17 protein-coding genes are annotated in these 19,061 nt (G+C 66.2%); 9 read left to right on the forward strand and 8 right to left on the reverse strand.

Going from position 1 to position 19,061, the window contains the following annotated elements:
- Nucleotides 1–104: 104 nt before the first annotated feature.
- Nucleotides 105–1,352 carry an alpha/beta hydrolase gene (locus AABF56_RS21120; RefSeq protein WP_244767290.1) on the forward strand — a complete coding sequence of 416 codons (1,248 nt, stop codon included), beginning with the start codon at nucleotides 105–107 and terminating at the stop codon, nucleotides 1,350–1,352.
- A gap of 47 nt (nucleotides 1,353–1,399) precedes the next feature.
- On the opposite strand, the gene AABF56_RS21125 is transcribed toward AABF56_RS21120, so the two are convergent.
- Together AABF56_RS21125 and spdA are read right to left on the reverse strand one after the other, a co-directional pair.
- Entirely contained in the window at nucleotides 1,400–2,035 is a 636-nt protein-coding gene (locus tag AABF56_RS21125) for a DUF1236 domain-containing protein (protein WP_272804253.1), read from the reverse strand.
- Between the two features lie 123 nt (nucleotides 2,036–2,158).
- Nucleotides 2,159–2,965, reverse strand: coding sequence for a 2', 3'cyclic nucleotide phosphodiesterase SpdA (gene spdA, locus AABF56_RS21130; RefSeq protein WP_272804254.1), 807 nt, complete (start codon nucleotides 2,963–2,965; stop codon nucleotides 2,159–2,161).
- A gap of 200 nt (nucleotides 2,966–3,165) precedes the next feature.
- Between spdA and AABF56_RS21135 the strand changes: the two genes are divergently transcribed.
- A complete protein-coding gene (locus AABF56_RS21135) occupies nucleotides 3,166–4,200 on the forward strand; it encodes a proline racemase family protein (protein WP_272804255.1) in 1,035 nt (344 codons plus the stop codon).
- 19 nt (nucleotides 4,201–4,219) lie between these two features.
- Here the strand turns inward: AABF56_RS21135 and AABF56_RS21140 are convergent, their stop codons facing one another.
- A complete protein-coding gene (locus AABF56_RS21140; protein ID WP_272804256.1) occupies nucleotides 4,220–5,254 on the reverse strand; it encodes a tetratricopeptide repeat protein in 1,035 nt (344 codons plus the stop codon).
- Between the two features lie 188 nt (nucleotides 5,255–5,442).
- On the opposite strand from AABF56_RS21140, the gene AABF56_RS21145 reads away from it, so the two are divergent.
- Nucleotides 5,443–6,081 carry a FecR family protein gene (locus AABF56_RS21145; RefSeq protein ID WP_244767295.1) on the forward strand — a complete coding sequence of 213 codons (639 nt, stop codon included), beginning with the start codon at nucleotides 5,443–5,445 and terminating at the stop codon, nucleotides 6,079–6,081.
- 53 nt (nucleotides 6,082–6,134) lie between these two features.
- Here AABF56_RS21145 and AABF56_RS21150 read toward each other — a convergent pair whose 3' ends face one another.
- The 3 genes from AABF56_RS21150 to AABF56_RS21160 all read right to left on the reverse strand — a co-directional run bounded on the left by AABF56_RS21150 (nucleotide 6,135) and on the right by AABF56_RS21160 (nucleotide 9,071).
- A complete protein-coding gene (locus AABF56_RS21150; RefSeq protein WP_443021140.1) occupies nucleotides 6,135–7,976 on the reverse strand; it encodes a CHASE2 domain-containing protein in 1,842 nt (613 codons plus the stop codon).
- An 81-nt stretch (nucleotides 7,977–8,057) separates the two neighbouring features.
- Nucleotides 8,058–8,762 carry a Crp/Fnr family transcriptional regulator gene (locus tag AABF56_RS21155; protein WP_244767297.1) on the reverse strand — a complete coding sequence of 235 codons (705 nt, stop codon included), beginning with the start codon at nucleotides 8,760–8,762 and terminating at the stop codon, nucleotides 8,058–8,060.
- 120 nt (nucleotides 8,763–8,882) lie between these two features.
- Nucleotides 8,883–9,071, reverse strand: coding sequence for a hypothetical protein (locus AABF56_RS21160; protein WP_272804258.1), 189 nt, complete (start codon nucleotides 9,069–9,071; stop codon nucleotides 8,883–8,885).
- Nucleotides 9,072–9,225: 154 nt separating this feature from the next.
- Here AABF56_RS21160 and AABF56_RS21165 point away from each other — a divergent pair, with 154 nt between their 5' ends.
- From AABF56_RS21165 to AABF56_RS21180, 4 genes are all read left to right on the forward strand, one after another.
- Nucleotides 9,226–9,696, forward strand: coding sequence for a DoxX family protein (locus AABF56_RS21165; protein ID WP_272807390.1), 471 nt, complete (start codon nucleotides 9,226–9,228; stop codon nucleotides 9,694–9,696).
- Nucleotides 9,697–9,846: 150 nt separating this feature from the next.
- The gene (locus AABF56_RS21170) at nucleotides 9,847–10,545 is read left to right on the forward strand and encodes an orotate phosphoribosyltransferase (RefSeq protein ID WP_272804259.1); all 699 of its coding nucleotides are present in this window, start codon (nucleotides 9,847–9,849) and stop codon (nucleotides 10,543–10,545) included.
- Between the two features lie 79 nt (nucleotides 10,546–10,624).
- Nucleotides 10,625–11,554: a carbohydrate kinase family protein gene (locus AABF56_RS21175; RefSeq protein ID WP_244767301.1), complete on the forward strand. Its 930-nt coding sequence runs from the start codon at nucleotides 10,625–10,627 to the stop codon at nucleotides 11,552–11,554.
- An 84-nt stretch (nucleotides 11,555–11,638) separates the two neighbouring features.
- Nucleotides 11,639–12,724 carry a glycosyltransferase family 4 protein gene (locus tag AABF56_RS21180; RefSeq protein ID WP_272804260.1) on the forward strand — a complete coding sequence of 362 codons (1,086 nt, stop codon included), beginning with the start codon at nucleotides 11,639–11,641 and terminating at the stop codon, nucleotides 12,722–12,724.
- Nucleotides 12,725–12,726: 2 nt separating this feature from the next.
- Here AABF56_RS21180 and pgi read toward each other — a convergent pair whose 3' ends face one another.
- Both pgi and AABF56_RS21190 read right to left on the reverse strand, forming a co-directional pair.
- Nucleotides 12,727–14,352, reverse strand: a complete 1,626-nt coding sequence (pgi, locus tag AABF56_RS21185) for a glucose-6-phosphate isomerase (protein WP_272804261.1) — start codon at nucleotides 14,350–14,352, stop codon at nucleotides 12,727–12,729.
- Nucleotides 14,353–14,467: 115 nt separating this feature from the next.
- Nucleotides 14,468–16,168 (reverse strand): long-chain fatty acid--CoA ligase, encoded by a 1,701-nt coding sequence (locus AABF56_RS21190; protein WP_272804262.1) that lies wholly within the window; start codon nucleotides 16,166–16,168, stop codon nucleotides 14,468–14,470.
- Nucleotides 16,169–16,463: 295 nt separating this feature from the next.
- Between AABF56_RS21190 and AABF56_RS21195 the strand changes: the two genes are divergently transcribed.
- Entirely contained in the window at nucleotides 16,464–17,654 is a 1,191-nt protein-coding gene (locus AABF56_RS21195; protein WP_272804263.1) for an AI-2E family transporter, read from the forward strand.
- A gap of 225 nt (nucleotides 17,655–17,879) precedes the next feature.
- Nucleotides 17,880–19,049 carry a DUF3095 domain-containing protein gene (locus AABF56_RS21200; protein WP_272804264.1) on the forward strand — a complete coding sequence of 390 codons (1,170 nt, stop codon included), beginning with the start codon at nucleotides 17,880–17,882 and terminating at the stop codon, nucleotides 19,047–19,049.
- The last annotated feature ends 12 nt before the right edge of the window (nucleotides 19,050–19,061 follow it).

Consider the following 19,061-nt stretch of genomic DNA (forward strand, 5'->3'; position numbering starts at 1 on the left):
CTTGCCTTCGGGCTCTCTTCAAAACCGCCCGCCGCTCGGCTAAGCAGGGATGAACGGTGCGAGGCATGCACCGGCGAAACCTTGAAAGCGGAAGGAAGCGGGGCATGATGAACCGCGAAATGCCGCGCGTATTGCGTCGCGTGATCTTCGCCGGACTGCTTGCCCTTGCAGGTTGCGCCGGCCGGCCGGAGGGCGTGCTCGTGCCGAGCGGCGAAACGCCGGCGGGCGTCTCCACGGTCGACCTCCTGGTCGCCACCACCCGCGCGCCCTCGCAACAGCCGGGCGTGCTGTTTTCCGGCGAGCGCGGCTCCGAGCTCGTCATGCGCGACATCACCGTCTCCATTCCGCCGGACGGCAAGCGCAAGGTGGGGCAGGTGCAATGGCCGGAAAAGCTGCCGGCCGATCCGATGAAGGATTTCTCCACCGTCAGCGTGACGCCGATCGACAGCGCGAAGGCCGGCCGCGCCTGGCTCGACGGGCACCTGCCGAAAAGCCGTCGCGTGCTCGTCTTCGTGCACGGCTTCAACAACCGCTATGAGGATGCCGTCTACCGCTTCGCGCAGATCGTGCACGATTCGAAGACCGACGCCGCGCCCGTCATCTTCACCTGGCCCTCGCGCGCCAGCATCTTCGATTATTCCTACGACAAGGAAAGCACGAACTATTCGCGCGATGCGCTGGAGGAGCTGCTGCGGGCGGCGGTCGACACGCCGGAGGTCGGCGAGATCACCATCATGGCCCATTCCATGGGCACCTGGCTTGCGGTGGAGACGCTGCGCCAGATGGCGATCCGCGACGGGCGCGTGCCGAAGAAGATCCAGCAGGTCATCCTCGCCTCGCCCGACCTCGACGTGGACGTCTTCGGCCAGCAGCTGCGCGCCATCGGCGCGGAGCGCCCGCAATTCACGCTCTTCGTTTCGCGTGACGACCGGGCGCTGACGCTCTCGCGGCGCATTTCCGGCAATGTCGACCGGCTCGGCCAGATCGACCCGTCCCAGGAACCCTATCGCAGCATGCTGGAGAAGCAGGGCATCATCGTGCTGGACCTGACGGCGCTGAAATCCGGCGACAGCCTGAACCACGGGAAGTTCGCTGAAAGTCCGGAGGTCGTCCGGCTCATCGGCAACCGGCTGATCGCCGGCCAGACCGTCACCGATTCCGAGGTCGGCCTCGGCGACCGGCTCGGTGCGGTGGCGCTCGGCACGGCGCAGACGGTGGGCAGCGTCGCCAGCATCGCGGTCTCCACGCCCATCGCCGTCTTCGATCCGGTGACACGCAAGAACTACGACGACCAGTGGCTGCGGTTCGGCCGCTCGGTCGAGGATACCGCGGTGACGGCGACCGGACAGTAAAAAGGCGGCCCCCGCAGGGGCCGCCCTTCCTCGATGATCCCGCGGGGTCAGCGGACCCAGATCACCTCGCGGGTGCTGCGGTCGACGAGAACGGGACGTTCGTCGACATAGATGTAGCCATAGGTCGGGCTTTCCGGCACTTCGACGATCTGGACGGTGTCCGGGACCACGACGCCGGCCTCGACCGGGCCTTCCAGCACGACGGGCTCCAGCGGGTGGCGCTCGACATAGGTGATGGTCGTCTCCGGGATGTCAGGCGAGATGCTGGCGGTCGTCTCGATCTCGGGCGCATAGACGACCTGGCGGCTGTCCGTGCGCACGATCACCGGGCGGTTGTCGACATAGACATAGGCGAGGTCCGGATGATCGGGGATCGGCGTCAGCGTAACGGTGTCGTCGAAGCGCGTGTCGGCGGTCAGTTGTCCGTCCAGGACGACCGGCGGCGTCGGGTTTTCCATCACATAGACGCGGGCATCGTCCGGAACGGCGGCTTCCGCGCCGATCGCCACGCCGACGACGCCCCCGACGATGGCGCCGACCGGGCCGCCGACCACGGCGCCCGCAGCGGCACCGGCGGCACCGCCCGCAGCGCCGCCGAGAACTTCCTTGTCGCCATCGTCCGCATGGGCGACCGTGGCGCCGATGAGTGCCAGCGCGGCACCGGCCATGAGAATCTTGCGCATGTCTTTCTCCTTCGAAAGTTGGGTTTCCCACCCCTTCGGCGGAGACAACGTGGGATGCCCTGCCCGGTTCCCGCAGAACGCGGATCGGGCATCACGATGTGTAACGCGCGTTAACCGGCCTCTTCAGGCGATCTCGGAATCGCGCCGCGCGATTTCGTAGTCCTCGTGGTGCACCTGCAGGCCCTCGCCCGTCACCACGACGATGCCGTAGGCGGCAGGCTCGTCCACCGAGAGCGAGGCGTTCGGCGTGTCGAAGGGCATCGGCTGCTGGTGGACGGGGCTCTTGAAGATAGAGAAGGGAATGCCGCGATGCGAGCCGCCGATCGTGCGGTGCACATGGCCGGCGAAGATGTGGCGCACATTGCCGTGTTTCAGCACGAGGTCGTAGAAGGCGTCCTCGTTGCCGAGCCTGATCGCGTCCATGCCGGTAAAACCCGTCTTGTGCGGCGGGTGGTGCATGAAGAGGAGGACCGGAAGGCCGTTCGCGCCCGCCAGCATCCGGTCGAGCCAAGCGAGGCGTCGTTCGCACAGGTAGCCGGCATGGCTGCGCGGATAGTCGTAGGGTGGAGCGAAGAGCGTGTCCAGCAGCACCACGCGGCAGTCGTCGAAGTCGACCACCTGTTGCACGAAGCCGTTCTCGTCGGGCGCCACATGGGCGAAGGTCTCAAGGAAACGCTCGCGATAGTCGTGGTTGCCGATGGTGATGGCGGCAGGCGGCACGAGCAGCGACAGCAGGTCGCGCAGGCGCTGGTAGGACATCGTGTCGGCACGGTGCGTCAGGTCGCCGGTGAAGATGACCCGGTCGGCGTCGGCATGGTGACGGTTGACATGCTCGATGCCGGCAAGCAGGCGCTGATAGGGATCGAGGCCGATGATCTTCGTGCCCTCGGGCACCATGTGCAGATCGGTGAAGACAATGAGCTTGGTCATGAAAGGGCCTCGTGGCGAACGGATTGTCCGGGATGGGCAATCTCCTCCCGGGTGCTTTTCGTAGCGTGCAAACCCGTCGCATGAAAAGCAGTTGGAACGAGCAGCAATCTGATATATCAGAAGAATGAAACAACTGTTCCCCGCCCATGGCCCCGGGGATGGAAACCGCCGCCGGACCGGCACAGACGGAGCATATCGACATGAGATGGAAGCGTACGATCCAGCTGCTGGACGTTCATTGCGAAGGCGAGATCGGCAAGGTGGCGATCGGCGGCGTGCCGAAGATCCCCGGCAACACGATCGCCGAGCAGCTCCACCACATCAACACGGTGGATGACAGCCTGCGCCGCTTCCTGTGCCTGGAGCCGCGCGCGGCCGCAACCGGTTCGGTGAACCTTCTGGTTCCCGCCAAGCGGCCGGAAGCCGATGCCGGCTTCATCATCCTGCAGGCCGACCAGGCGCACGCCTCCTCCGGTTCCAATTCGATCTGCGTCACCACGGCGCTCTTGGAATCCGGCATCGTCGAGATGAAGGAGCCGGAAACGGTGGTGGTGCTCGACACGGCCGCCGGCCTCGTCAAGGCGACGGCGACCTGCCGCGACGGGCGCTGCGAGAAGGTCAGGCTCACCATGGTGCCGTCCTTCGTGCAGGAGCTCGACGTGGAAATCGACACGCCGCACTGGGGCCGCGTGCGCTTCGACATCTCCTATGGCGGCATTTTCTATGCGCTCGTCGATGTCGACCAGATCGGCACGAAGATCGAGAAGGCCAATGCCCGTGCGCTTGTCGACGCCGGCATGGCGCTGAAGGACCTGATCAACACGTCGATGAAGGTGGTGCACCCGGAAATCCCGGAGATCAGTGGCGTCGCCTATGTCATGTTCCGTGATCGCGACCCGGATGGCCTGGTGCGGACCGCCACCACCATGTGGCCCGGCCGCGTCGACCGCTCGCCCTGCGGCACCGGCAACTCGGCCAACCTCGCAACGCTGCATGCCCGCGGCCTTGCCAAGGTGGGCGATACGTTCCGCTCGCGCTCGATCATCGGGTCCGAATTCGAGGTGGGGCTCGAGGCCGAAACGGTCGTTGCCGGCCGCAAGGCCATCATCCCGACCATCACCGGCCGCGGCTGGACATTCGGCCTCCACCAGATCGCGCTCGACCCGACCGATCCGCTGGCGAACGGCTTTGCGATGACGGACACCTGGGGACCGCAGGCGGGCGAGATTCGCTGATCCCTCCCCAAGGAAAGGCTTAGTTTCCGGCGTAGTGCTTCTCGATGGCGCCGAGGGTGATCGGGTCGATCTCCGCATTCTCGGCGCCGGCAATCAGCTTGCGTCCGGCAAGCACCTGCTTGATGGCAAGGCGGGCGTCGGCGCTGAGCTTTTCCGGCGTGTCGCGTAGGATGACCTCGAGATCGACATCGCGCATCTCGAAGGCCGCGACGAGGCTGGTCACCGCCTGCTCGACATTCTTCACGATGCCGGTGCCGCTCTGCTGCATCAGGCCGAATTTCAGCTTGCCGTAGCTGTCGCCGCGGTCGGCGGCCTGCTTGAAGTAGCCGGCGGCCGCGGCAAGGTCCTGCGAGATGCCTTCCCCGGCTTCCAGCATGAGGCCGAGATTGATCATCGCATCGACGCTGCCGCCTTCGGCGGCGAGGCGGTAGAAGGCCGCCGCCCGTGCATTGTCCTCCTCGATCAGGCTGCCGTCGTCGAGCAGCACGCCGAGATTGAAGGCGGCGGTCTCGTCGCCGGCGGCGGCTGCCTTGTCGAACCAGCGGGCCGCCGCCGCGCCGTCGATCTTCGTGCCGATACCGTCGCGATAGGCGACGGCGAGATTGTAGGCGCCGAGCAGGTCGCCCAGTTCGGCAGCCTTCTTGTAATGGCTGAATTCCGCGGCGGCATCGCCGCGTTTGCCGAGCATGGCGCCGTAGTTCACCATCGCCACCGTATGCCCGAGCGCGGCCGCCTCCGCATAGAGCTTCATGGCCTCGAGGTCCTGGCCGGCGCGCTCCAGCGCCCGGGCAAGCTGGAAGGCCATGCGCGCCCCGCCGCCGGCATTGTAGGCTTCGCGGCAGGCCGAAAGCGCCGGGCCGATCTCGATGTCGTCGAGCGCGACCGGCGCGAAGGTTGTGTTGCGCGTCATGTCGTAGCGGCTGCCGGCGCTGGCGTCGCACCGGTTTTCGATGGAAAGCACATCGGCCCTGGCGCCGCCTGCGGCGCCTGCAAGAAGGACCGCGAAGAAAAGGGCGCGGCCAGCCGTCTTCATTCCTGTGGATCGCTTGATCATGATCCGTCTCCCTTCGTTGGATGACCGCACCTTAGAGGACGGGCGAAAGACGGCTGTTTCCGCGGGAACAGAAGGAGCGGGCAGGGCGGCGCATAAGGGGTGCAGGGCAGGCGGTGCGCGGTTGACGGCACGGTCTGCATCGGTTCAATTCCATTCCGTCGGGTTTGTTCTCGCGCGAAAGGCATGTCATGCGAACGCTCAACGCTTTCAGTCCGGTCTCCTTCAGCCGCAGGCTCTTCATAGCGGGCGGCGCGCTGGCCCTGACGGGCATCGGCATCCGCGCCACCCAGGCCAATGCCGTGATCGGCAAGGCCGTCGAGATCACCGGCGACGTCACCCGCAAGCAGGCGAACCATCTCGAGGGCCTGAAGGCCGGCGCGAGCCTGATGGACCATGATTTCCTCAAGACCGGCAAGGAAAGCTTCGCCTCGCTGGAGCTCGGCGATGACACCAGCCTGCTGCTCGGCAGTGAGACGGAACTCTTGATCGACACCTTTATCGCCGGCCAAGGCGGCGTCATCGAGCTCGGCACGGGGCAAATGGTCTTCGACCGGCCCGAAGGCCTTGCGAAGATCGACCTCACCATGCGCACCGCCTTCGGCATGATCGGCGTGCGCGGCACCAAGTTCTTCGCCGGTCCGAGCCGCGGCGTCTTCGCCGTCTTCGTCGAGCACGGTCTCGTCGAGGTCTCGGGCGGCGGCGTCACGCGTCCGGTCGGCCGCGGCGAGGGCGTCGAGATCGCGTCGGCGGGCGCCGCGCCGGGCGAGATCACCCGATGGGGCGAGGCCCGCATCCGCGAGGCCTATGCGAGCGTCGGGATCCGCTGACGCGGCTGTAAAATTGGGGGAAGGGCGGGTATGCGCCCGCGCCGGCCCGGGCGTCAATCGAGCGTGAACAGCTCCATCGTGCCGAAGCCGCGGATTTCGTGGTTGCCGATGGCGCGCAGCGGGCGGCTGGTTTCGCCGGCCGCGCGCGGCCCCACGCAGATCTGGGTCCCCAGGAACTTGTTGGCATCCTGCAGCCGGGCGGCAAGGTTCACGGCGTCGCCATGGGCGGTATAGTCGAGCTTGCCGCCGGTCCCCACCTCCCCAAGCACCGCCATGCCCGTCTCGACGCCGATGCGCGTGCGCCCGAACGCCTTTTCGAGGAAGGCGGGGCGGCGGCGCATCTCTTCCGTCAGCGCACGGATCTCGTCTGCGCAGGCAAGCGCCTTGTCGACATGGCGCTCCAGATCGTCGGGCGCGTTGAAGAGCGCGTGCACGGCGTCGCCCACCACCTTGTCCACCATGCCGCCATGCCGCGCAACGAGGGCATTGACCTCGGAAAAGTAGATGTCGAGCAGCTTGACGAGATCATGCGGCCCGATCTTCTGGGCAAGCGCGGAAAAGCCCTCTATGTCCGTGAACAGGGCCGTCACCTGCCGTTCCTCGCCGGCGACGCGGCCGAGATCCGGGTTGTCGATGTAGCGGGCGACGACGGATTGCGGCAGGTATTGCGCAAAGCGCTGGCGGGCCGTCGCTTCGGCCCGGCGCACATGGGCAAATTGCAGGAGGCCGGTGACGAGCGCCGCGGTGGCGACGATCAGCGAAACGCCGCCCGCATCGGAGAGAAGCGCGGTGCGCGCATAGAGCAGGACCGACGCGCCGAAGACGAGGCCGACGAGCCCGATGCCGGCGAGCGCGGCAAAGAGCGGGCGAAGCCGCGCCGCCGCCAGCGCCGCCGCCGCCCCGGCGAGGAAGGCGAAGCCCGCTTCGACGGGCAGGAGGCCGAGGTCGCGCGTCGGGATATGATCGGTCAGGATGGCGTTCGCCACGTCGGCATGGATTTGCACCGACGGTTCGAGCGGCATGGAGGCACTGGTGCGCAGCCCGCCGAGATTGGGCAGGCTGCTGCCGATCAGCACGACCTTGCCGGCGATCCGGTCCGCCGGCACCGTACCCGCGACGACATCCGCCGCCGAAAGGGTCCGCGCGCCGATCGTGCCGGCGCTGCTTGCCACGAAGCGCAGGCTGCCGTCCTCGTCGAGCCGAAGGATGCGGGAATCATGGCGCAGCCAGGCCGGACGGCCGCCGAGCACCGGCGTGCGCGCACCGGCCGCAAGGCGCGCCGCCTCGACGCCGAGCGCCGGATAGGCGGCATTGCCGACGATCGCATAGGCCTGCACCCGGCGGACCACCGCGTCCTCGTCGCCGACGAGGAAGGCGGCGGCCGCCGCCTTGGCCTTGTCCTGCAGGAAGGAGCACGAGCTTTCCGTGCCGTCGATGAACCAGAGTTCCGGCACGTCGACCGGTTGTTGCAGGGCCAGCGCGGGCACGGGATGCGGCGCTCCGTCGAACGTCTCGCCGATGAGGAAGCCCAAGATGGTCGTCGTCTTGCCGATGGCGCTTGCCAGCGCTGCATTGGCGGGGTCGTCCGCGGCGCAATTGGTGCTGAAGACGAAGTCGAAGGCGATCGCGGCCGGTTTCGCGGCGGCCAGGTGTTCGATCAGCACCGCCGTCTGCGTGCGTGTCCAGTCTCGCTCCGGCGCGCTCTGGAAGGCCTTGCGGTCGATGTCGACGACGACGATCCGGTCGCTCTGGACCGCCGGAACCGCCTGGGTCAGGGCATCGAAATAGAATTCGCGCTGCCGCTCCAGCGCCGTCTCGCCAAGGAAGAACAGCGCCAGCGCGCCGGCAAGGCTCGCCACGAGGCCGGCGGCAAGCGGTCTGTATCTCTTGGCGATCATGACCCTGGGATCCGCGGGCTACGGCAATTCCGGCATGGATTCGTTGCGGCGCCGCGTTTTGGATTGCATCGGAACACTCTAGTCATCGTCCGGCTCGGCGATGGTCCGCAACCGGCCGATATGGCAATGGATGATGCCGTCGTTGCGGCGGATGGCGCCGGCTTCCTGCAGCGCGAGGATCGACCGGTTGATCTTCGGCCGGCTCGCGCCGACGATGCTAGCGATCTCGGTCTGGCTCAGCGAGATCTGGAGATTGGCGCTCTCCGGCAGCTCCTCGCCATGGATGTTGCGCAAGGTGGCGAGGAAGAAGCGCGCCACGCGCGCATCGAGGTCGTAGAGCGCGATGGTCTCGAGCTGTTCCGTCGTCTCGCGCAGCTTGGTGCAGAGATAGTGGATGATCGCTTGCGCGGCCGTCGGGTTGCGGGTGAGGATCTCCAGGAAGTCGCGCTTTGCGATGACATAGCCTTCCGTCGCGACGACGGCGGTGGCATCTGCCGAGCGCGGCTGGCCGTCGAGGATCGCCATTTCGCCGAGGATGGAGCCCGCCTCGAGCTGGCGCAGCGACAGTTCCTTGCCCTGCGGCGTGATGAGCGAGAGCTTGATGCGGCCGGAAACGAGCACGATGAGATAGGTGCCCTCGTCGCCGCGCTGGAAGATCACCGTGCCGGCCGGCCATTTGCGAAAGGTGGCGATGCCGGCGATCTCGCCGATCGTGTCCTTGCCAAACCCCTCGAAAATCGGAAAAGAACGCCAGAACGCGGCACTCTTGTTGATCTCGTTCATACCCGGTTTCCCCCGACCGCCGCGGACGAAACAAACATACGCCGCTCGGTTGAAATCTTCGCCCAGCCGCCGGGCGCTTGCAACAGAAAAGAACGGAGCTTTCCGGGACGGCCTCGTCTCCTATTGGCAGATGCGGACGCGTTTGGTGATGGTCTTGCCATGTGGGTCTTCCGTGCGGATGCGCTTGGTGATGCAGGTCTGCTGGTAATGCCCGTAGTAGCCCTGCGCATAGGGCGTACCGGCATGGCCGGTCGCGATGAAGGTGAAGGAGACGGCGGCAAGGGCAAGGGCGAGGAGAGAATGACGCATGGAGGTTCCGGCAGGAGGGGGGCGGGGTGTCGTGATCTCGTTGTCGCACGGCGGCGACGCCTCTTCTGTTCCGCCGGGAACAGGCGATATCGTTCACAAAAAGAGAACGATCTGTCTTTCGATCGGCCGTCTAGTTTGACGAAAGAAAGCTGATATCTCTTCGTCAACGCAAACGCCGAAGCCTCAGGAGCTTTCCATGCAACAGAACGCCGTCGTCCTCGTCGGACGCATTCTTCTCGCCCTCATGTTCATCACCGCCGGTTATCCGAAGCTCATCGATCCCTCGGGCACGGCCGGCATGATCGCCGGTGCGGGCCTCCCGGCTGCGACCGCGCTTGCCTATCTCGCCGGCATCTTTGAACTCGTCGCCGGCATTTTCGTCCTCGTCGGCTTCCAGACGCGCATCGCCGCCTACCTTCTCGCCGCCTTCAGCGTGTTCACGGCTCTCGTGTTCCACAGCGGCACGATCGCCATCGAAGGCTTCCCGGACGGCGCCAACGGCCTGCTCACCGTCTTCAACGGCCTGATGATGTGGAAGAACATCACGATCGCCGGCGGCTTCCTCGTGCTCGCCGCCTTCGGCCCCGGGACCTTCTCGATCGACGCCCGCCGCTCGGCCGCCTGAAACAGGCGCCGGACCCTGATCCTCCAGAAACCCTTCCCGGCCTCCGGGGAGGGTTTTTCGCCGTCAGGCCTCTGGAAAAGGCCGCTGCCGCTGGAAAGCCGAGGCTCTTGCTGCTATGCGCACGGGCAGACAGTCATGCGGGAGATGCCGATGTTTTCCAATTCCTTTCCGGACCGGGCCGTGATGGCGGAGCTGATGGCCCGCATGCTTTGGGAGATCAAGGCGGTGCATTTCCGCCCCGAGGAGCCCTACAAGCTCGCCTCCGGCATGGCCTCCCCGGTCTACATGGACTGCCGCAAGCTGCTCTCCTATCCGCGCATCCGCTCGGCGATCATGGATTTCGCCGCCGCGACCCTCGTGCGTGAAGCCGGCTTCGAACGTTTCGACGTGATCGCCGGCGGCGAGACGGCCGGCATTCCCTTCGCCGCCCTCCTCGCCGATCGCCTCGCCCTGCCGATGATCTATGTCCGCAAGAAGCCGAAGGGCCACGGTCGCAACGCGCAGATCGAAGGCGTGATGCCGGAAGGTGCGCGCGTGCTCGTCATCGAGGACCTGGTCACCGTCGGCGGCTCCATGTTCACCTTCATCGACGCGATCCGTGCCGCCGGCGGCGTGGTCGACCACGGCATGTCGCTGTTCTACTACGGCATCTTCAAGGAGGCCGAGGCGCGTTATGCCAATGGCGGTGTCAGGCTGCATCACATCGCCACCTGGCGCGACGTGCTGGCCGTGGCGCGGCAGGAGAAGCTGTTCGACGACGTGACGCTCGCCTCCGTCGCCGCCTTTTTCGATGCGCCGCTCGCCTGGTCGGCCGCCCATGGCGGCGTTGCGGAACTGCCGACCTCGTAAAAGCCTCTGGCGCTTTCCATCGAGATCGTTTAAATCGATTGAAATCGGCTCTGCCGGAATTGCCTAGGGAGGAACGGGAATGATCCTGTGTTGTGGTGAAGCGCTGATCGACATGCTGCCGCGGACGACAACGCTCGGCGAGGATGCCTATGCACCCTATGCCGGCGGGGCGATCTTCAACACGGCGATCGCGCTCGGCCGCCTCGGCGTGCCGACCGGCTTCTTCACCGGCCTTTCCGACGACATGATGGGCGACATCCTGCGCAGGACGCTCGGCGAAAGCGGCGTCGACTACAGCTATTGCGCAACGCTTTCGCGCCCGACGACGGTCGCCTTCGTCAAGCTCGTCGACGGCCACGCCAGCTATGCCTTCTATGACGAGGGCACCGCCGGCCGCATGATCACCGAGGCGGAGCTGCCGCTTCTCGGCGATGACTGCGAGGCGCTGCATTTCGGCGCCATCAGCCTCATTCCCGAGCCCTGCGGCTCCACCTACGAGGCGTTGCTGCGGCGCGAGCACGAAAAGCGCGTCATCTCGCTCGATCCCAACATCCGGCCCGGCTTCATCAAGGACAAGGACGCCCATCTCGGCCGCATCCGCCGCATGGCGGCCATGGCCGACATCGTCAAGTTCTCCGACGAGGACCTCGCCTGGTTCGGCCTCGAGGGGGACGAGGAGGCGCTTGCCCGCCACTGGCTGCATCATGGCGCCAAGCTCGTGGTCGTCACGCGCGGCGCGCAAGGCGCCGTCGGCTACAGCGCGAACCACAAGGTCATCGTGCCGAGCGAGCGCGTGAGCGTGGTCGACACGGTCGGTGCCGGCGATACGTTCGATGCAGGCGTGCTCGCCTCGCTGAAGATGCAGAACCTCCTCACCAAGTACCAGGTCGCCCGGCTCGATGAAGACCAGATCGCCAAGGTGCTGGCGCTCGGTGCCAAGGCCGCCGCCGTCACCGTCTCGCGCGCCGGCGCCAACCCGCCCTGGGCCAAGGAAATCGGGCTGGCTTAAGCCGACGGGCGCACCCCGAAAAGGGCGTGCCAGGCCCAAAGTGCGCCTTCATCCGCCTGTCATCGCAGCGTGGTCAAAGGGGCCATGCTCGATCACACCGCTCCAGATTCGCCCGATGCCGCCCGCCCGAACGGCCCGGCGCCCACCATCCTCGTCGTCACGGATGCCTGGCACCCGCAGCTGAACGGCGTGGTCCATACGCTGGAGGAGCTGGCCCGCTCGATGGCGGAGGAGGGTATCGAGGTTGCCTTCCTGACGCCGCAGGGTTTCACCACGGTGCCGCTGCCGTCCTATCCGGAGATCCGGCTCGCCATAGCCTCGAAGCGCCGTGTCCTGGCCGAGATCGAGAAGATCGCGCCGGACTATATCCACATCGCCACCGAAGGCCCGCTCGGCATGGCGGCACGGCGCGCCTGCCTGGAGCGCCGCCTGCCGTTCACGACGGCCTATCATACGCGCTTTCCCGAATTCATCAGCGCGCGCCTGCCCGTCCCGGAAAGCCTTAGCTACTGGTGGCTGCGCCGCTTCCACAATGCCGGCAACGGCATGATGGTGGCGACCAAGTCGCTCGGGGCGGAAATGGCGGCGCGGGGCTTCGTGCGCATCAAGCGCTGGTCGCGGGGCGTCGATACGAAATTGTTCGATCCGGCGCGGCGCCGCGATCTCGGCCTGCCGCGGCCCGTTTTCCTGAATGTCGGGCGCGTGGCGGTGGAAAAGAACCTGCCCGCCTTCCTCGGCCTCGACCTGCCGGGCAGCAAGGTCGTCGTCGGCGACGGGCCGGACCTTGCCGCGCTGCGCCAGCGGTATCCGGACGTGCATTTCCTCGGCCGCAAGACCGGCGAGGAGCTTGCCGCGATCTATGCCGCTGCCGATGTCTTCGTCTTCCCGAGCCGCACGGACACGTTCGGCAATGTCATGCTGGAAGCGCTGGCAAGCGGCGTTCCGGTCGCCGCCTTTCCGGTCACGGCCCCGCGGGACGTTCTGGGCGAGGGCGGCGCCTTGTCGGAGGATCTGCGGGAAGCGGCCCTTGCCGCACTCGACATCCCCAAGGAGGCCGCGCGCGGCCGTGCCATGGCCTATAGCTGGCGCGCCTGCGCCCGCGAGTTCCTGGGCAACCTCGCCCGCGTGCCGCGCGATGCATTCGCGGCACGCCGCCTCAGCCTGCGCTGAGACTACGTCGCCGCCTTCAGCAGCGCGGCCACGAGGCCGGCTGTCGAGGAATCGTGCCCCGCGGCGCTTTCCTTGCCTTCCACGACCGGCAGCAGGCCCGTCGCCAGTTCCTTGCCGAGCTCCACGCCCCATTGGTCGAAGGAGTTGATGTTGAAGAGCGCGCCCTCGACGAAGACACGATGTTCGTAAAGGGCAATCAATCGGCCGAGCGCGAAGGGCGTCAGGCTGTCATAGACCATGGTGATCGACGGGCGGTTGCCGGAGAAGACGCGGTGCGGGGCGATCCTGTCCGCCTTCGCCTCGTCCATGCCCTTCGAGGTGAGCTGCGCCTTGGCCTCGGCCAGCGTGCGGCCCTTCATCAGGGCTTCGGACTGCGCCAGGCAATTGGCGATCAGGAGCTGGTGCTGGTGGCGCAGGTCCTTCTCGTGACCGTTCGCCGCGATCATGAATTCCGCCGGGATGATCGCCGTGCCCTGGTGGATGAGCTGGTAGAAGGCGTGCTGGCCGTTGGTGCCGGGCTCGCCCCAGACGACCGGGCCGGTCTGGCCCTCGACCGGCGTCGAATCCATCGTCACGGACTTGCCGTTCGATTCCATGTCGAGCTGCTGGAGATAGGCCGGGAAGCGCGACAGGCGCTGATCGTAGGGCAGGATGGCGCGTGAGGGATAACCCAGCACGTTGCGATGATAATAGCCGATGAGGCCGAGCAGCATCGGGATGTTTTCCCGGATCGGCGCTTCGCGGAAATGCGTGTCAATCGCGTGGCCGCCGGCGAGGAATGCGGCAAAGTTCTCCTTGCCGATGGCGATCATCAGCGGCAGGCCGATAGCCGACCAGATCGAGTAGCGCCCGCCGACCCAGTCCCAGAAGCCGAAGACGCGGTTTCCCTCGATGCCGAAGGCGGAGACCTTGTCGAGCGCCGTGGAGACCGCACAGAAATGGCTGCCGACCGCCGCCTCGCCGAGTGCATCGGCGATGAACCTGCGCGCCGTCGCGGCATTCGTCATCGTCTCGATCGTCGTGAAGGTCTTCGACGCGACGATGAAGAGCGTGGTTTCGGCCGAAAGAAGTTTCAGCGTGTCGGCGATATGCGCGCCGTCGATGTTCGAGACGAAATGCAGGCGGGGACCGTCATGATAGGGGGCGAGCGCCAGCGTCGCCATGACGGGGCCGAGATCCGAGCCGCCGATGCCGATGTTGACGACGTCGGTTATCTTCTTGCCCGTCGCGCCTTTCAGCGCGCCGGAGCGGATGCCGTCGGCAAAGGCGCCCATGGCGTCGAGCACGGCGTTGACATCCGGCATGACGTCCTTGCCCTCGACGAGCACCGGCGTGTTGGCGCGGTTGCGCAGCGCCGTGTGCAGCACCGCGCGCTCCTCCGTGATGTTGATGATGGCGCCGGAGAACATCGCGTCGCGCTTGCCCTCCACGTCCGCGTGCCGGGCGAGTGCTTCCAGCCCGTCGAGCACCGCGTCGTTGACCGCACACTTGGAATAATCGAAGAGGAGGTCGCCGAGCGTGGCGTTGTAGCGGGAGAACCGCTGCGGATCGGCCGCGAAGGCAGCCCTTATGTCTGTGGCGTTGGTATCGCGAACGATGGATTTCAGCTTTTCGACAAGCGCGTTCATCGGCGTCTTCCTTGGCTTGGGACGATGCCGGCTAGCTAGTCGCTTTGGCAGGAGCAAATCAAGACCGCAAATGCCACTTGGCGAAAAAATTAAATCGGTTTAACCGGGGCGCACATCAGCCCCGGAGATCCTTGCGCAATATCTTGCCGACATTGGATTTCGGCAGCTCGTTGCGGAACTCGACGAATTTCGGCCGCTTGTAGTTGGTCAGGTTCGCCGCGCAATGGGCCTTCACGTCCGCTTCGGTCAGCGCGGGGTCCTTGCGCACCACGAAGAGTTTCACCGCCTCGCCGGAATGCTCGTCCGGCACGCCGATCGCCGCGCATTCGAGAATGCCGGGATGCGACATCGCCACTTCCTCAATCTCGTTCGGGAAGACGTTGAAGCCGGAGACGAGGATCATGTCCTTCTTGCGGTCGACGATCTTGATAAGGCCCTCCGGCGTCATGAAGCCGATGTCGCCGGAGCGGAAGAAGCCGTCCGGGGTCATCGCCTTGGCCGTCTCGTCCGGCCGCTGCCAGTAGCCGGCCATGACCTGCGGGCCGCGGATGCAGATCTCGCCCACCTCGCCGAGCGCCAGCGTCCTGCCGTCGTCATCGCGGATCTCGATGTCCGTCGAGGGCAGCGGCAGGCCGATCGTGCCGGTGAATTCCGGCTTGTCGAAGCGGTTGGCGGTCGCCACCGGCGAGGTCTCCGAAAGGCCGTAGCCCTCGGTGATGGCGCAGCCCGTCATCTTCTGCCAGCGCTCGGCGACCGGCCGCTGCACCGCCATGCCGCCGCCGAGCGTCAGCACGAGGCCGGAAAGGTCCAGCTTGGCGAAGTCCGGATTGTTCATCAGCGCGTTGAACAGCGTGTTGAGCCCGGGGAAGATATGCACCCGGTATTTCGCCAGCTCCTTGACGAAGGCCGGGATGTCGCGCGGATTGGCGATCAGCACATTGTGACCGCCGAGCGCGATGCCCATCAGCCCGTTCACCGTCAAGGCGAAGATATGGTAGAGCGGCAGCGCGCAGATGAAGACGAGCTGGTCCGGCCGCTTCTTGATATGGAAGGTCGGCTCGATCCACAGCTTGATCTGCTCCATATTGGAGAGCAGGTTGGCATGGGTCAGCGTCGCGCCTTTCGAAACGCCCGTCGTGCCGCCGGTATATTGCAGGAAGGCGGTGTCGTCCGGCGCAATGTCGACGGGTTTCAGCGTGCCGCGCGCGCCTTCCGCCGTCACCTGGGTGAACGGCACATGGCCCGGCAGCGACCAGGCCGGCACGAGCTTCTTCACCTTGCGCACGACGAGGTTGACGATGAGGCCCTTGAGCCCGAGCATGTCGCCCATCGTGGCGACGACGACATGCCTGACGGCCGTGCGTGAGACGACCTGCGCCACGGTGCTCGCGAAATTCTCCAGCACGAACAGTGCCTTGGCGCCGGCATCCTTCAGCTGGTGTTCGAGCTCGCGCGGCGTGTAAAGCGGGTTGACGTTCACCACGACGAACCCGGCGCGCAGGATACCGAAGATGATCACCGGGTTCTGCAGGATGTTCGGCATCATGACGGCGACACGGTCGCCCTTTTCGAGGCCCCTTGCCTGCAGCCAGGCGCCGATCCGGGCCGAGGCCGCCTCGAAATCGCGGAATGTCAGCGTCTTGCCCATGCTGGTGAAGGCCGGGCGATCGGCATAGCGCGCGCAGCAGCTCTCGACGAGGGCGCCGATCGAGGCATGTTCGAGCGGGGCGATCGCCTCCGCCATGCCTTCCGGGTAGGAGGCAAGCCAGAAACGGCCGGTCGGTTGCGGGGAAGTGTCCTGGATCGTGGCCGACATGATGTTCCTCCTCTTGCGCGCGGTCCCGCCGGCACCGAAGGGTCCTCCAACCATCCGATGCACACAGGATGAAGCTTTTGGCAAGCGTCATCAAGGGTCATCGGTAACTTACATTGACGTAAACGTCAACAATCCACCTGCGGCCTGCCGTTCCATCTTTCGTGAACGGGCGATCGCGCCCGTCTGCGACCTCTCGGCGCGCCCCGCCAAAAAAACCACGTATATGTTTAACATTCTTGGGATACACCTTATCTAGACAGTCGGCCGGAGCCCGGCCCCAAGGGAGTGGACGAGTTTGCTGCATTCGGAACATCGCAGAAGTGAGCCCCGGTTTCTCGGCGCGGCGCGCCCGAGCAGCGTCGCGCTCATATCGCCCATCTCGGCGGCGCGCTGGCTCCTCGTCCTCATCGTGTTCGCCGGCATCTACTTCTTCCACGGCTTCGTCGTGCCGGTGCTTGCCGCGCTCGTCATCGCCTTTGCCAGCTGGCCGCTCTATTCGCGCCTGCTCGCCCAGGTGAACGGCAATCGCACGCTCGCCGCCTCCATCGCCATCCTTCTGATCCTCGCCTTCATCGTCGGGCCGATCATGATCGCCTCGACCTATGCCTTCCACGAGATCCGCGACTGGATCGGCTGGGCCGTCGAGACGAACCGCACCGGCGCGCCGACGCCGGACTGGATCGGCGCGCTGCCGGTGATCGGCGGCTGGCTCGACATGCAATGGACGCGCTTCCTCGATCACCCGGGGGCCATCGGCGAGCTGACGCAGATCGTCAGCGGCGCCAATATCGGCAATATCTACCGGGTTGCGCTGGCGGCCGGCGGCAAGGCCTTCGGCCTGCTGCTCGCCATGCTGTTCATGCTGATCGCTCTCTTCTTCATCTATCGCGACGGCCAGTCCTTCGCCGGCCAGGTGGATCGGCTGGGCGAGCGCATCCTGCCGATGCGCTGGGAGCGCATCTCGCGCATCGTGCCGGCGACGATCAGCTCCACCGTCACCGGCATGACGCTGATCGCCATCGGCGAAGGCATCGTGCTCGGCATCGCCTACTGGATCGCCGGCGTGCCGTCGGCCGTCACGCTCGGTGTCCTGACCGGCATCATGGCGCTCTTCCCCGGCGGTGCGCCGCTCTCCTTCACGCTCGTCTCCATCTATCTCGTCTCCAGCGGCTCGCCCGTCGCGGGCCTCGCCCTCTTCGTCTGGGGATCGGTCGAGCTCTTCATCGTCGACAAGACGCTGCGGCCCCGCCTCGTCGGCGGTCCGATCAAGCTGCCGTTCCTGCCCACCTTCTTCGGCCTCATCGGCGGCGTGAAGACCATGGGGTTCCTCGGCCTCTTCATCGGTCCCGTCCTCATGGCCCTCCTCGTCGCCATCTGGCGCGAATGGATCCGTGAGGTGGATGCCACCGAAGCGCCGTCGCCGATCATCATCGAGCCGCCGTCCGACACCGGCTCGAGGCTCGATCCGGAACACAAGGTCGGCTGACCGGGCTGGCAGCCCTCAGCGCATGCGCCGGCCGCACGATGGAGGAAACCGCCTGCATCCCGCAAGCCCGCCGGTTCCGGCGGGCCTTCCTGCCTCGCGCGGTCGAAGGCCGGTGTGCTTCGCCCCAGGCGCCTGTGTTCCAGGCACGTTGCCGGCGACAGGCGGTTCTCCGCTCCTGGCCGAACCACCGTCGTCTGCCCCGCGCCGATATGGTAGCCTTGCGGCATGAACGAGCTTTCCAGCGAAACATTCTTCAGCGCGCTTCCCGTCTTCGTCGATTTCGCCGGCGTTGCGGACAGCCACAACTATCATGCGCTGCCGGCCGGCTGGGCGCTGGCGACGGCGGATATCGTCGATTCCTCCGGCGCGATCGAGGCCGGCCGCTACAAGGCGGTCAACATGGCCGGCGCCAGCGTCATCTCGGCGGTCCTGAATGCGCTCGGCAACAACGATCTTCCCTTCGTCTTCGGCGGTGACGGCGCCATCGTCGCCGTGCCGCCGTCCGGTGCCGAAAGGGCGCGCAGTGCCCTTTCGGCGGTGCAGAACTGGGTCGGCAAGGAACTCGGGCTGACGCTGCGCGTCGCGCTCGTTCCCGTCGCCGAGATCATCGCCGCCGGGCGCGAAGTGCGCGTCGCACGGTTCCAGGTCACCCCGGACGTTTCCTACGCGATGTTTGCCGGCGGCGGGTCGAGCTGGGCCGAAGCGTGCATGAAGGAGGGACGCTTTGCCGTGCCGCCGGCACCGCCGGAGACCCATCCGGACCTTACCGGCCTCTCCTGTCGATGGAACCCGATCCGCTCCCGCCGCGGCGACATCGTCTCGATCATCGCGCTTCCCGCCGGACAGGGCAACGCGCAGGCCTTCGAAGCCCTGGTCCTGGAGATCGTCGCATTGGCCGGCGGCGAGGAGCGGGAGGGCCATCCGATCGCGCCGGAGGGCCCGCAGATCGGCCTGTCCGGCGCCGGTTTGTCGGTGGAAACGAAGGCGGCCCCGAAGGGAGGGCGCATCCGGCACTGGTTCGTCATCCTCGGGCAGCATCTCCTGACCGCCGGCCTTTACCGCCTCGGCCTGACGCTCGGCCGCTTCGACCCCAAGGCGTACCGCCGGGATGTGGCCCGGAACGCGGATTTCCGCAAGTTCGACGATGGCTTGAAGATGACCATCGACATCGACCCGGCACGGTTTCGACAGATCGAGGCCCGGCTGGAGCAGGCCGCAGGCGCCGGCATTTGCCATTTCGGCCTGCACCGGCAGGATTCGGCGCTGATGACCTGTATCGTGCCGACGGCGCTCCGGCGCGACCACATGCATTTCATCGACGGCGCCGCCGGCGGCTACGCCATGGCCGCCACCCGCCTGAAAAAACAGATATCCGACGCGCCGACCGCGTCGTGAACAGGCATTTTA

The organism is Shinella sp. WSC3-e, assembly GCF_945994535.1.
GTDB lineage: Bacteria > Pseudomonadota > Alphaproteobacteria > Rhizobiales > Rhizobiaceae > Shinella > Shinella yambaruensis.